We start from the raw sequence: 12491 nt of genomic DNA, 5'->3' as shown, positions 1-12491 counted from the left end.
CACCGCCATCGACAACATGGTCTTTATCGAAGGCGGCACCTTNACAGCGCTACCACCAGCATCCTGCCCAAGAGCGCCTGGCCTTGCTCAAGCAGGTCGTCACCGCCATCGACAACATGGTCTTTATCGAAGGCGGCACCTTTGAGATGGGCGATTTTGGCTGGGTGAGCGAATACGACCCCACCAACATGTGCGAATGGCCATGCGGGCAGGATCTCGACGCGTTGTTGCCGCTGGTGCCCGAATCCGATGCCCGCCCCTTGCGCCTCGACAGCTTCTACATGGCCAAGTACCACACCACCATCGGCGAGGATGATCGCTATCGACTGATGAACGGCAAGCCCCTGTACCGTTCGGAACTCACTGACGAGGAGAGAGCCCTCGGCTTGACCATCCCGTATCGCATCAGCGAGGCCCGCCAGTTCAAACCTGATTTTCCTGCGCGCAGCCAATGGCAGGACGGCAAGGACTACTGCCTGTGGCTGGGCGAGATGAGCGGCCTGCCCGTGGACCTGCCCACCGAAGCGCAGTACGAGTATGCCGCCCGCTCCGGCGGCCGCTATGTCGTCTATCCCACCGACACCGGCAGCCTGGACTATGGCCGAAATGTGCACAGCACGGAGTTCGGCACCTTCCGTTTGGTCGACGTCGGTTCATTCCCCCCGAACCCGATTGGCCTTTACGAAATGGGAGAGAATGCCAGATCATGGGTGAACGACTGGTACGACCCCCAGTACTACCAGCACTCGCCGGTCGACAATCCGCGCGGCCCGGAAAGCGGCACAGAGAAAGTCATGCGGGGTGGCATCTATTACGAAACCACTCAGTTCTCAGCCATGACCACGTTCCGCTTTCCTGAGACGCCAACATTGAAAGACTACTACGCCGGCATCAGTTATCGCTGTTCCGTCCAGCAAGCCGAGCCATTGAAAAAATGAAGCTCGCGATGTGCCGTCTTCTATTGCCCGTGGCAGGGCTGCTCGCCCTGAGCGCCTGTCACGCCCCACCAGTCGACAGCCAAAGCCTGTCCGCGACTCACGTCACCGCCATCGCCAAGCGCATCGAACAGCGCTACCGCCAGCATCCTGCCGAAGAACGCTTGGCCTTGCTCAAGCAGGTCGTCACCGCCATCGACAACATGGTCTTTATCGAAGGCGGCACCTTCGAGATGGGCGATTTCGGCTGGGCGAGCGAATACGACCCCACCAACATGTGCGAATGGCCATGCGGGCAGGATCTCGACGCGTTGTTGCCGCTGGTGCCCGAATCCGATGCCCGCCCCTTGCNGAGCGAATACGACCCCACCAACATGTGCGAATGGCCATGCGGGCAGGATCTCGACGCGTTGTTGCCGCTGGTGCCCGAATCCGATGCCCGCCCCTTGCACAAGGTCCGCCTCGACAGCTTCTACATGGCCAAGTACCACACCACCATCGGCGAGGATGATCGCTATCGTCTGATGAATGGTAAGCCCCTGTACCGCTCGGAACTCACTGACGAGGAGAGAGCCCTCGGCTTGACCATCCCGTATCGCATCAGCGAGGCCCGCCAGTTCAAACCTGATTTTCCAGCGCGCAGCCAATGGCAAGACGGCAAGGACTACTGCCTGTGGCTGGGCGAGATGAGCGGCCTGCCCGTGGACCTGCCCACCGAAGCGCAATACGAGTATGCCGCCCGCTCCGGCGGCCGATATGTCGTCTATCCCACCGACACCGGCAGCCTGGACTATGGCCAAAATGTGCACAGCGGGGAGTTCGGTACCCACCGTTTGATCGCCGTCGGTTCATTCCCGGCGAACCCGATTGGCCTCTACGAAATGGGTGAGAACGCCAGATCATGGGTGAACGACTGGTACGACCCCCAGTACTACCAACACTCGCCGGTCGACAATCCGCGCGGCCCGGAAAGCGGCACAGAGAAAGTCATGCGGGGTGGCATCTACTACGAAACCCCTCAGTTCTCAGCCATGACCACGTTCCGCTTTCCTGCGACGCCAACATTGAAAGACTACTACTCCGGAATCAGCTATCGCTGTTCCATCCAGCAAGCCGAGCCATTGAAAAAATGAAGCTCGCGATGCACCGTCTTCTATTGCCCGTGGCAGGGACGTTTGCGCTGAGCGCCTGTCACGCCCCCCCTGTCGACAGCCAAAGCCTGTCCGCGACTCACGTCATCGCCATCGCCAAGCGCATCGAACAGCGCTACCACCAGCATCCTGCCCAAGAGCGCCTGGCCTTNTGTCGACAGCCAAAGCCTGTCCGCGACTCACGTCATCGCCATCGCCAAGCGCATCGAACAGCGCTACCACCAGCATCCTGCCCAAGAGCGCCTGGCCTTGCTCAAGCAGGTCGTCACCGCCATCGACAACATGGTCTTTATCGAAGGCGGCACCTTCGAGATGGGTGATTTTGGCTGGGTGAGCGAATACGACCCCACCAACATGTGCGAATGGCCATGCGGGCAGGAGCTCGACGCGTTGTTGCCGCTGGTGCCCGAAGCCGATGCCCGTCCCTTGCACAAGGTCCGCCTCGACAGCTTCCACATGGCCAAGTACCACACCACCGTTGGCGAGGATGATCGCTATCGTCTGATGAATGGTAAGCCTCTCGGCGACATGGAGCTCCTCGAAGAAGAGAGGGCGCGTGGTTTGACCGAGCCCTACCGTGTCCGCGAAGCAAGGCAGTTCAAGCCGGACTTCCCGGCGCGTGCTCATTGGCAGGACGGCAAAGATTACTGCCTGTGGCTGGGCGAGATGAGCGGCCTGCCCGTGGACCTGCCCACCGAAGCGCAATACGAATATGCCGCCCGCTCCGGCGGCCGATATGTCGTCTATTCCACCGACACCGGCAGCCTGGACTATGGCCGAAATGTGCACACTGGGGAGTTCGGTACCCGCCGTTTGATCGCCGTCGGTTCGTACCCGCCGAACCCGCTTGGTCTCTACGAAATGGGCGAGAACGCCAGATCATGGATGAACGATTGGTACGACCCCCAGTACTACCAGCACTCGCCGGTGGACAATCCGCGCGGCCCGGAAAGCGGCACAGAGAAAGTCATGCGGGGCGGCATCTACAACGAAACCCCTCGGCTCTCAGCCATGACCATGTTCCGCTTTCCTGAGACGCCGACAATGAAAGACTACTACGCCGGCATCAGTTATCGCTGTTCCATCCAGCAAGCCGAGCCATTGAAAAAATGAAGCTCGCAATGCACCGTCTTCTATTGCCCGTGGGAGGTCTGTTCGCCCTGAGTGCCTGTCACGCCCCCCCGGTCGACAGCCAAAGCCTGTCCGCGATTCACGTCATCGCCATCGCCAAGCGCATCGAACAGCGCTACCACCAGCATCCTGCCCAAGAGCGCCTGGCCTTGCTCAAGCAGGTCGTCACCGCCATCGACAACATGGTCTTTATCGAAGGCGGCACCTTCGAGATGGGCGATTTTGGCTGGGTGAGCGAATACGACCCCACCAACATGTGCGAATGGCCATGCGGGCAGGAGCTCGACGCGTTGTTGCCGCTGGTGCCCGAAGCGGATGCCCGTCCCTTGCACAAGGTCCGCCTCGACAGCTTCTACATGGCCAAGTACCACACCACCATCGGCGAGGATGATCGCTATCGACTGATGAACGGCAAGCCCCTGTACCGTTCGGAACTCACGCGAATGGCCATGCGGGCAGGATCTCGACGCGTTGTTGCCGCTGGTGCCCGAATCCGATGCCCGCCCCTTGCACAAGGTCCGCCTCGACAGCTTCTACATGGCCAAGTACCACACCACCATCGGCGAGGATGATCGCTATCGACTGATGAACGGCAAGCCCCTGTACCGTTCGGAACTCACGGAAGAAGAGAGAGCGAGTGGCTTGAGCGAGCCCTACCGTGTCCGCCAGGCGAGGCAGTTCAAGCCGGACTTCCCGGCGCGCAGCCAATGGCAGGACGGCAAGGACTACTGCCTGTGGCTGGGCGAGATGAGCGGCCTGCCCGTGGACCTGCCCACCGAAGCGCAATACGAATATGCCGCCCGCTCCGGCGGCCGCTATGTCGTCTATCCCACCGACACTGGCAGCCTGGACTATGGCCGAAATGTGCACAGCGGGGAGTTCGGTACCCAACGTTTGATTGCCGTCGGCTCATTCCCCCCGAACCTGCTTGGTCTCTACGAAATGGGCGAGAACGCTATGTCTTGGGTGAACGATTGGTACGACCCTGAGTACTACCGCAATTCACCTGTCGACAACCCCAAAGGGCCTGACACAGGGATCAAAAAGGTTATGCGGGGGGCCGATTACCTCTCAGATCCACAAATGACCGCGATGACGATGTTCCGCTTTCCCGAGACGCCGACAATGAAAGACTACTACGCCGGAATCAGCTATCGCTGTTCCATCCAGCAAGCGGAGCCATTGAAAAAATGAAGCTCGCGATGCCCTATCGGCGCTAGCGCTGGCCGAAGCGTGTCTCACCGAACAACGCCTTCAACTCGCGCGGCTGCGACCGCCAGTATTGCTTTGGCGCGCTGACCTGGCCGTCCAGCTGGGCGGCCGCGTGCCACGGCCAGCGCGGGTCGTAAAGCATGCCGCGCGCCAGCGCGACCATGTCGGCCTGGCCCTGGGCAATGATGTCCTCGGCCTGCTGGGCCTCGGTGATCAGGCCCACCGTGATCGTAGGCATGCCGATCCGGCGCTTGATTTCCTCGGCGAAGGGAACCTGGTAGTTCGGCCCGACCGGGATCTTCTGCTGCGGCGACACGCCGCCGCTCGAGACGTCGATGAACTCACAGCCGCGCGCCTTCAGCGCTTCGGCAAAGGTCAACGTCTGCTCCAGGTCCCAGCCGCCCTCGACCCAGTCGGTCGCGGACACGCGCACACCCAGCGCCACCGATTGCGGCACGATCTCGCGCAGGGCCTGGAAGACTTCCAGCGGAAAGCGCATGCGGTTCTCCAGCGATCCGCCGTAGGCGTCGTCGCGCTGATTCGACAGCGGCGACAGGAACTGGTGCAGCAGATAGCCATGCGCGGCATGCACTTCGATGGCGTCAAAGCCCAGGCGTAGCGCGCGCCGGGCGCTGTCGACGAACGCATGGCGGATGCGCTCAAGGCCCGCCGCGTCCAGCGCATGCGGCGCGGGCTCGTGGGCGTTGTGCGGCACGGCAGACGGCGCCCATCCCTGCCAGCCGCCAGCGCTTTCGGGAACAAGCTGGCCGCCGTTCCAAGGTGCGTCGCTGGAAGCCTTGCGGCCGGCATGGCCCAGCTGGATGCCCAGCTTGATGGGCGAGTAACGGCGCACGGCGGCAACCACCTTGCCCAGCGCGGCTTCGGTCTCGTCGGACCACAGGCCCAGGTCTCCGGGAGAGATGCGGCCGTCGGCCTCGACCGCGGTGGCTTCGGTAAAAAGCAGCGCGGCGCCCGACAGCGCCAGGTGCCCCAGGTGAATCATGTGCCAATCCGTGGCGCAGCCCGCTTCGGCGGAGTATTCGCACATGGGTGCGATGACGATGCGGTTGGCTAAGGCGACATTGCCGATTGACGTGGGGCTGAACAGATGGCTCATGCGGGCAGGCTCCGGGTGCGTTGGACGACACAGCATAGCGCCCGGCCGGGCAAACGCCGTCAATCCCAACGCCCCCGGCAGGGTTACCCCAACGCCTACTGCCCTTCGATCACCGAATCCAGGAACTGGCGCGTGCGCGCCTCCTTGGGCTGGCTGAACAGCACGGACGACTCGGCATCCTCGACGATGTTGCCCTGATCGAAGAACAGTGTGCGGTCCGAGCTGCGTTCGGCGAACTTCATCTGGTGCGTGACGATGATCATCGTCATGCTGCGGCGGGCGGACAGGTCGCGCAGGATCTGCAGGATGCCGCCGACCAGCTCGGGGTCGAGCGCGGACGTGACTTCATCGAACAGCATCACCTGCGGGCACATCGCCAGCGCGCGCGCGATGCCCACCCGCTGCTTCTGCCCGCCCGACAGCTGCGCGGGATAAACGTCGAGCTTGTCGCCCAAGCCCACCATTTCCAGATACTCGACGGCGCGATCGCGCGCCTGGTCGCGCGGCATGCCCAGCACGTGCAGCGGCGCTTCCATGGCGTTGCCCAGCGCCGTCATGTGCGGGAACAGGTTGAAGTGCTGAAACACCATGCCGATCTTGCCGCGCACCTGGCGCAAGTGCGCGGAGTTGACGCCGGCAGGCCGGCCCTGGGCATCGGTCCACATCGGCTCGCCATCGATCTCGATGTCGCCGCTGGTGGGCGGATCCAGCGTCATCAGCACGCGCAGCAACGTGGACTTGCCCGAACCCGACGGGCCGATGACAGCCACGGTCTGCCCCGCCGGGATCTCGAGGTTGATGCCTCGCAGGACTTCCACGTCTCCAAAACGCTTGTGCAGATTCTTGATGCTCACGCTGGCGCTCATCGCTTTCCTCCATATCGTTGCAGGCGGGCCTCCAGGCCGCGCACGCCCCAGGCCGCGACCAGGCTCAGCGCCAGGAACAGCAGGCCCACCAGGGTCAGGGGTTCGGTGTACCGGAACGTCGCGGATCCGATCATCTTGCTTTGCTGCAGCAGCTCGACCACGGTGATCGCCGACAGCAGCGGCGTGTCCTTGAACATCGCCACCAGATAGTTGCCCAGCGCGGGCACCACCGGCGGGATCGCCTGCGGCAACACCACGCCCACCGCCGTGCGCCAACGCGACATGTTCAGAGCCGTGGCCGCTTCCCACTGGCCGCGCGGCACGGCTTCAATGCCGGCACGGTACACCTCGGCGCAATAGGTGGCGTAGTGCAGGCCCAGCGCCACGATCCCCGTCATGAGCGGCGACATCTGCGCGCCAGTCAGCGGCAAGACATAGAACAGGAAATACATCTGCACCAGCAGCGGCGTGCTGCGCACGAACTCGATGAAAAACGCCGTGGGCATCGACACGATGCGCAGCCGCGACCGCCGGAGCATGGCAAGCACCAGCCCCAACGTCACCGCCACCAGCATGCCGAGCACGGTGGCCTGGATCGTGATGACGAGCGCCGACCCCAGCGTGGGCAGGATTTCCAGGGCGAAAGACCAGTCAAATATCGGTGTCATCGGACTCGGACCCTCCGCTCAAGCAGACGCACGCCCGCGGTGATCAACAGGGCCACGGCAAAGTACATCAGCAGCATCAACGTGAAGATCTCGGTCGTGCGCAGGGTTTCGCTGCGCAGCAGCTGGCCGCGGAACGTCAGGTCGGTGATGGTGATCAGCGACACCAGGGCCGTGTTCTTCAGAAGCTCGATCAGTAGGTTGCCGGCGGGCGGCAGCATGGCCGGCACGGCTTGCGGCAGCACGATGCGCTGCATGATCTGACGGCGCGTGAGGTTCAACGCCACGCCGGCTTCACGCTGCCCGGGCGGCACGGCCCGGATGGCGCCGCGCACCACTTCCGCGCCATACGCGCCCGCGTTCAGCGCCAGCACCACAATGCCAACCAGCATGGCTGGCAGCTGCACGCCAAAGAGCGGCAGCACGAAGTAGAACCAGAAGAGCTGCACCAGGGCGGACGTGCCGCGAAAGACCTCGACGTAGACCGACGACGCCCAACGCACGGACCGCAACGAAGACAGGCGGCCGAGCCCCGACAGCAGCGCCAGCGGCACCGCCAGGACCACGGCGCCCGCCATGATCTGCAGCGTGACGACCAGCCCCTCGAGCAGGGGCGGCACAAGCTGCGCGATATGTTCAGACATCAACTGCATCGGCGCCCCTTACTGTCCGCTGCAGAGCTTGTCCGCGGTCACCCCTTGGGGGAGTTCGTCGGCCGTAAAGCCGAACGGCTCGACGAGCTTCTTGTGTTCGTCGGTGCCGATGAACTTGGCGAGCTCGGCGTTGAAGGCGTCCGCGAAGGCCTTGTCGTCCGTGCGGAAGGCATAGGCGCCGTAACCGCGCACGCCCTTGCCGTCGATGACCGGGTCCGTGAAGGGCTCGGCCTTTTCCAGCCCGCTGCCTGCCTGCGTCTTGCCCATCAGGTCGTTGATGGTGAGCGCGGTCGCGGCATAGGCATCGGCGCGGCCGGCCTGCACCCCGGAAAGCGCGCTGACCGCATCCGGAAACACGACCACCTGCCCTGCCGGGATGTTGACCTTCTGCGCGTAATCGCCCTCGATGGCGCCCACCACCACGCCAAGCTTGGCGTCTGGGTTTTTGGCCACGTCTTCGTAACTGTGCAGGTTCTTGGGATTGCCGTCCTTGACGAGGAACGCTTCGCCCACGCCATAGGTGGGGTTGGAGAACGCCACCTGCTGGCAGCGCTCGGGCGTGATGTACATGCCCGCCGCAATAATGTCGAAGCGCTTGGCCGCCAGCCCCGGGATGAGCGAACCGAATTCGGTCAGGACCCCTTCCACCTCATTGATGCCCATGCGCTTGAGCACCACGCGGGCGATTTCCACCGACTCGCCGGTGACCTTGGCCTCTTTGCTGTCCATGTAGGCAAACGGCGCCTCATTGGCGTAGCCGATACGGATCTTTCCGGCCGACTTGGCGGCTTCCAGTGTGCTGGCGCTGCTGGCTGGCGCATCGCCTGCTGCCGCGGTCTTGTCGCCGCCCGAGTCCGAACACGCCGCGAGAACGCCCAGGCCAAGGGCCAACAGCAGTCGTCTGGATTGGATGAGGTTCATGAATCTTTCTCCCGAATTTATTTCTAGGTACATGGCTTCGCTAAAAATAATACGCTAAGAAATGATTTCTACACGAATGATATAGACGTGAAAAAGCAGGCCTAAGCCTGCTTTTGACGTTCGATGCCCTATGACGCGTTAGGACACGTTACGAACGGTAGATAGATATGGCACCGTTTATTGGGCGTAGGAAAAGCGGCCATTCTTGACCGAGCCCATCACACGGGCGCGCTCGTCGAATCCCTGGTGGTTTTCTTTGGTGATGTTCAAGACGCCATTGGGAACGACCAGGTCACGGGTGTTTTCCAGCGCGTCGCGCAGCGCCAGGCGGAACTCCGGCGTGCCAGGCTTGGCGCCCGTCTTGAGGGCCCGAGACACCGCCGAATCCAGCAGCATCCAGGCGCCATAGGCGTCCCCGGCGAACTGGGTCAGCGTATTGGGGCCGTATTGCTGCTCGTATTTGTCCGCGAAGGCCACCGCCACCTTCTTGACCGGGTTGGAATCAGGCAACTCGCGTGCCACCACACCCGGGCCGGTGGGGAACAGGGTGCCCTCCACGTCCTTGCCGCCGACCTGCAGGAATTCAAGCGTGCCGATGCCGTGCGTCTGGTAGACGGCGCCGGTGTAGCCGCGTTCGAGCAGCGTTTTCTGGGGCAGCGCGGCCGGCGTGCCCGAACCGGCGATCAGCACCGCGTCCGGCTTGGCGGCAATGACCTTGAGCACCTGGCCGACCACCGACGCGTCGGTGCGCTGGAAGCGCTCTTGCGCGACGAGTTTCAAGTCGGACCCGGCCGCGGCCGTGAATTCCTTCAGCCAGCTGTCGCCATACGAATCGGCAAAGCCGATGAAGGCCACGTTCTTCAGGCCCTTCTTCTTCATGTCTTCGACCAGCACCGTGGCCATCAGCGAGTCGTTCTGCGGCATCTTGAAGGCCCAGGTGCGCTTGGGATCCGACTGCGATTCCACGATGACGCTGGACGCGGCCAACGCGATCATCGGGGTCTTGGTTTCGGCCAGCACGTCCAGGGCGGCCAGCGCGGAGGCTGTGATGTTGGGGCCGACGATGGCGTCCACCTTGTCCTCGGAGGTCAGCTTGCGCATGTTCTTGACCGCCCGGCTGACGTCCGTGCCGTCGTCCAGCACCACGTAACGCGCGGGTTCGCCGCCCAGCGTGTTGGGCCACAGGCGGATCGCGTTGTTGGTCTGGATGCCGATGGCGGCGGCGGGGCCCGTGGTGGACACGTCCACGCCGATCACGATTTCGGCTTGGGCGGACAGGGCGGGGACGGCCAGCGCGACGGCGCAGGCGTAGCGGGCAAGGATGCGAGGCATGACTACGGCTCTTGGATGGGAGTGAAGGAGATGCCGCTATTTTGCCTGATGCGCCAGCGGCGGTTATTGACGCGGCCAACCCTTGTTGCGCGGTAAGTGCCCCGCCAGGCCATCGTTACATCGGCTTGCCGTTGCGTACCGGTGTCTTACGCGATGGGCGGGGTGGCGGGCCGTATCATCGACGATGCCGCCTGAGGCAAGGCGCGCCGCCCCCGCGGCGGCGCCTCTCCCCACCCCGGACGCGCCGCCCGCGGCTGCGTTCCCACACAGGAGTCACGTATGAAGAAAACCGCAACCGCCGCCTGGTCGGGCGATCTGAAGACTGGCAAAGGCACGATTTCCACGCAGAGCGGCGCGCTCAAGAGCCAACCTTACGGCTTTAACACCCGCTTCGGCGACACGCCGGGCACCAACCCCGAAGAACTGCTGGGCGCGGCGCACGCCGGGTGCTTCACCATGGCGCTGTCCAACATCCTGGGCGAAGCGGGCATGGTCGCGCAAAGCCTGGACACCAAGGCCGAAGTCACGCTGGACAAGGTCGATGACGGCTTTTCCATCACCGCCGTGCATCTGACCGTGGAGGCCGTCATTCCCGGCGCTTCCGCCCAGGCGTTCGAGGAAGCCGCCCGCAAGGCCGAAAAGGGCTGCCCGGTTTCCAAGGTGCTGAACGCCAAGATCTCGATGGACGCCAAGCTGAAGTCCTGACCGGCGCGAGGGTAATCCGGCTCCGGACGGGGCCGGATCATTGGCCCGCCCTATCCCGGGCGTGGCCAAAATCAATTTGACGGTGCAGGTGCGCTCCTGAAAAATGAGAACCATTCTCAGGAGCAGCACATGACCGGATTCATCTACGCAATATCAGGCGGCAATGCCGCCCTGGCGCAGGACGCGCGGGTTTCCGCGAACCTGCGCCGCATGGTCGGGTCGGGCATCCTGGTCGCCGTCGGCTACATCGATCCGGGCAACTGGGCGACCGACATCGCCGGCGGCAGCGGCTTTGGCTACGGCCTGCTGATGGTCGTCATCACGTCAGCATTTCTGGCGCTGGGCTTTCAGGTGCTGGTGTCGCGCCTGGCGCTTGCCACCGGCCAGGATCTGGCCACCCTCACTGCCCGCCACCTTTCCCCGCGTTTGGCCAAGGCAGCCTGGCTTGCCGGCGAGGCCGCCATTCTGGCGACCGCGCTGGCAGAGCTGATCGGCGGCGCGATTGCGCTGCGGTTGCTGTTTGGCCTGCCGCTCATCGCGGGCGTCGCGGTCACGGGCATCGGCACCTTTGCCGTGCTGGCGATGACGCGCGGCAATGCCGACCGGCATGAACGCGTGATCGCCCTGCTGTTGTCCGTGGTCGCGCTGTCTTTTGTGTTCCTGCTGTTCAAGGCCAATCCCGCCTGGAAGGAAGTGGCGCATGGCGTCACCGAGACCGGCCGCGCGCTGCGCGATCCGCAAGGCTTTTTGATCGCGCTGGGGATTCTGGGCGCGACCCTCATGCCGCACAACCTGTATCTGCATTCAGGCTCGCTTGCGCAGCGGGCGCGGGACCTGCCGCCGCAGGCGCTGGGCATGGCGATGCGCGTGGCGCGCAACGACACGATCGTGTCGCTGGGCGTGGCCATGCTCATCAATTCGGCCATCATGATCGTGGCGGCCGCCTCGCTGTCGGGATCCGGCATGACGGTGTCCAGTCTGGACGATGCGCATGCGGTGATCGGCCACACGCTGGGCATCGGGGCGGCAGTCGTGTTTGCCGTGGCCCTGTACGCCGCGGGCCAAAGCTCCACCATCACGGGCGTGTTGGCCGGACGCATCCTGTCCAAGGGATTCCAGGTCGGCAGCAACTGGTCCGACCGCCGCCGCGCATTGATGACGCGCTTGGTGGCGGGCGCTGCCGCCGTCGGCCTGCTGGCGTTCACGGGCGGCAACGATCCGGACGGGTTGCTGGTGCTGAGCCAGGTCATCCTGAGCCTTGCCCTGCCCTTCGCGCTGGGTCCGCTGGTCGTGCTGGCCTGCCGCAAGAGCCTGATGGGCCGCTACGTGCTGAAAGGCGCGTGGGCCTGGGCCGCCATCGGCGCCACCGTGGGCATCATCGTGCTGGACGCCTATCTGCTGCTGGATATCGTGGCCTGATGGGGCCAGCGCCGCCTGCCAGCGGCAGGCAAAAAAAAACGCCAGCGATCAAAGCTGGCGTTTTTTCTGGCGGGGTGCTTCAGTGGTACGCGGACACGACCGGGTGTTGACGGCGGCCGGCGTCCATATTGTGCAGGACCTCGCCGACAGCGCCGCCCAGTGCGGCCATGCGCAGCTTCAGGCGCAACCAGCGCGAGCGTGCGGTGGGACCGGACAGGGTTTCCGCCTTGATGGCCTCGCGGATCAGGGACCGCTCCAGCGCATCCGACATACGGGCATTTTTCAACGCGGTATCGCTCATGATTCTCTCCTTGAGAAAGCGCGATGTGGAACAACGTGAATCCATCTTAGATCCGCGTATGCTGCGTTGCAATAAAAACTACA

The 12491-nt window shown here is 63.7% G+C and carries 14 protein-coding genes; 7 read left to right on the top strand and 7 right to left on the bottom strand.

Annotation, left to right across the window (positions count from 1 at the left end; genetic code table 11):
- Positions 1–116: 116 nt before the first annotated feature.
- From ASD87_RS27625 to ASD87_RS17830, 5 genes are all read left to right on the top strand, one after another.
- On the top strand, positions 117–938 hold the full coding sequence (locus ASD87_RS27625; RefSeq protein ID WP_369818560.1) for a formylglycine-generating enzyme family protein: 822 nt from the start codon (positions 117–119) through the stop codon (positions 936–938).
- A gap of 371 nt (positions 939–1309) precedes the next feature.
- Complete coding sequence (locus tag ASD87_RS27620; protein ID WP_369818559.1) at positions 1310–2068, top strand: formylglycine-generating enzyme family protein; 759 nt, start codon at positions 1310–1312, stop codon at positions 2066–2068.
- 300 nt (positions 2069–2368) lie between these two features.
- Positions 2369–3199, top strand: a complete 831-nt coding sequence (locus ASD87_RS27615; RefSeq protein WP_369818558.1) for a formylglycine-generating enzyme family protein — start codon at positions 2369–2371, stop codon at positions 3197–3199.
- 8 nt (positions 3200–3207) lie between these two features.
- Positions 3208–3789, top strand: a complete 582-nt coding sequence (locus tag ASD87_RS26975; RefSeq protein ID WP_156403447.1) for a hypothetical protein — start codon at positions 3208–3210, stop codon at positions 3787–3789.
- Positions 3755–4411 (top strand): SUMF1/EgtB/PvdO family nonheme iron enzyme, encoded by a 657-nt coding sequence (locus tag ASD87_RS17830; protein ID WP_056324350.1) that lies wholly within the window; start codon positions 3755–3757, stop codon positions 4409–4411. Before ASD87_RS26975 ends, ASD87_RS17830 begins: the two co-directional genes overlap by 35 nt.
- A gap of 22 nt (positions 4412–4433) precedes the next feature.
- Here ASD87_RS17830 and ASD87_RS17825 read toward each other — a convergent pair whose 3' ends face one another.
- The 6 genes from ASD87_RS17825 to ASD87_RS17800 form a co-directional block, all read right to left on the bottom strand.
- The gene (locus tag ASD87_RS17825; RefSeq protein WP_056324347.1) at positions 4434–5546 is read right to left on the bottom strand and encodes an NADH:flavin oxidoreductase/NADH oxidase; all 1113 of its coding nucleotides are present in this window, start codon (positions 5544–5546) and stop codon (positions 4434–4436) included.
- Positions 5547–5641: 95 nt separating this feature from the next.
- The gene (gene ehuA / locus ASD87_RS17820; RefSeq protein WP_056324344.1) at positions 5642–6412 is read right to left on the bottom strand and encodes an ectoine/hydroxyectoine ABC transporter ATP-binding protein EhuA; all 771 of its coding nucleotides are present in this window, start codon (positions 6410–6412) and stop codon (positions 5642–5644) included.
- Entirely contained in the window at positions 6409–7080 is a 672-nt protein-coding gene (gene ehuD, locus ASD87_RS17815; protein WP_056324341.1) for an ectoine/hydroxyectoine ABC transporter permease subunit EhuD, read from the bottom strand. The genes ehuA and ehuD overlap by 4 nt, the downstream gene beginning before the upstream one ends.
- Positions 7077–7730, bottom strand: a complete 654-nt coding sequence (gene ehuC, locus ASD87_RS17810) for an ectoine/hydroxyectoine ABC transporter permease subunit EhuC (RefSeq protein WP_056324339.1) — start codon at positions 7728–7730, stop codon at positions 7077–7079. The genes ehuD and ehuC overlap by 4 nt, the downstream gene beginning before the upstream one ends.
- A gap of 9 nt (positions 7731–7739) precedes the next feature.
- Entirely contained in the window at positions 7740–8651 is a 912-nt protein-coding gene (ehuB, locus tag ASD87_RS17805; RefSeq protein WP_082586329.1) for an ectoine/hydroxyectoine ABC transporter substrate-binding protein EhuB, read from the bottom strand.
- Positions 8652–8828: 177 nt separating this feature from the next.
- Positions 8829–9983, bottom strand: coding sequence for an ABC transporter substrate-binding protein (locus tag ASD87_RS17800; protein WP_056324336.1), 1155 nt, complete (start codon positions 9981–9983; stop codon positions 8829–8831).
- 279 nt (positions 9984–10262) lie between these two features.
- On the opposite strand from ASD87_RS17800, the gene ASD87_RS17795 reads away from it, so the two are divergent.
- Both ASD87_RS17795 and ASD87_RS17790 read left to right on the top strand, forming a co-directional pair.
- The gene (locus ASD87_RS17795) at positions 10263–10688 is read left to right on the top strand and encodes an OsmC family protein (RefSeq protein ID WP_056324334.1); all 426 of its coding nucleotides are present in this window, start codon (positions 10263–10265) and stop codon (positions 10686–10688) included.
- A gap of 129 nt (positions 10689–10817) precedes the next feature.
- A complete protein-coding gene (locus ASD87_RS17790; protein WP_056324331.1) occupies positions 10818–12107 on the top strand; it encodes an Nramp family divalent metal transporter in 1290 nt (429 codons plus the stop codon).
- 79 nt (positions 12108–12186) lie between these two features.
- Here the strand turns inward: ASD87_RS17790 and ASD87_RS17785 are convergent, their stop codons facing one another.
- On the bottom strand, positions 12187–12408 hold the full coding sequence (locus ASD87_RS17785) for a hypothetical protein (protein ID WP_056324328.1): 222 nt from the start codon (positions 12406–12408) through the stop codon (positions 12187–12189).
- Between the last annotated feature and the right edge of the window lie 83 nt (positions 12409–12491).

Source organism: Achromobacter sp. Root170 (assembly GCF_001428165.1).
Classification (GTDB): Bacteria; Pseudomonadota; Gammaproteobacteria; order Burkholderiales; family Burkholderiaceae_B; genus Achromobacter; species Achromobacter mucicolens.
This window is presented reverse-complemented; position numbering and strand designations above follow the sequence as displayed.

Bases quoted from the DNA above. Each gene is read 5' to 3' on its own strand.
- ASD87_RS27625 (WP_369818560.1), top strand. From the start codon at position 117: ATGGTCTTTATCGAAGGCGGCACCTTTGAGATGGGCGATTTTGGCTGG.
- ASD87_RS27620 (WP_369818559.1), top strand. From the start codon at position 1,310: ATGTGCGAATGGCCATGCGGGCAGGATCTCGACGCGTTGTTGCCGCTG.
- ASD87_RS27615 (WP_369818558.1), top strand. From the start codon at position 2,369: ATGGTCTTTATCGAAGGCGGCACCTTCGAGATGGGTGATTTTGGCTGG.
- ASD87_RS26975 (WP_156403447.1), top strand. From the start codon at position 3,208: ATGCACCGTCTTCTATTGCCCGTGGGAGGTCTGTTCGCCCTGAGTGCC.
- ASD87_RS17830 (WP_056324350.1), top strand. From the start codon at position 3,755: ATGGCCAAGTACCACACCACCATCGGCGAGGATGATCGCTATCGACTG.
- ASD87_RS17825 (WP_056324347.1), bottom strand. From the start codon at position 5,546: ATGAGCCATCTGTTCAGCCCCACGTCAATCGGCAATGTCGCCTTAGCC.
- ehuA (WP_056324344.1), bottom strand. From the start codon at position 6,412: ATGAGCGCCAGCGTGAGCATCAAGAATCTGCACAAGCGTTTTGGAGAC.
- ehuD (WP_056324341.1), bottom strand. From the start codon at position 7,080: ATGACACCGATATTTGACTGGTCTTTCGCCCTGGAAATCCTGCCCACG.
- ehuC (WP_056324339.1), bottom strand. From the start codon at position 7,730: ATGCAGTTGATGTCTGAACATATCGCGCAGCTTGTGCCGCCCCTGCTC.
- ehuB (WP_082586329.1), bottom strand. From the start codon at position 8,651: ATGAACCTCATCCAATCCAGACGACTGCTGTTGGCCCTTGGCCTGGGC.
- ASD87_RS17800 (WP_056324336.1), bottom strand. From the start codon at position 9,983: ATGCCTCGCATCCTTGCCCGCTACGCCTGCGCCGTCGCGCTGGCCGTC.
- ASD87_RS17795 (WP_056324334.1), top strand. From the start codon at position 10,263: ATGAAGAAAACCGCAACCGCCGCCTGGTCGGGCGATCTGAAGACTGGC.
- ASD87_RS17790 (WP_056324331.1), top strand. From the start codon at position 10,818: ATGACCGGATTCATCTACGCAATATCAGGCGGCAATGCCGCCCTGGCG.
- ASD87_RS17785 (WP_056324328.1), bottom strand. From the start codon at position 12,408: ATGAGCGATACCGCGTTGAAAAATGCCCGTATGTCGGATGCGCTGGAG.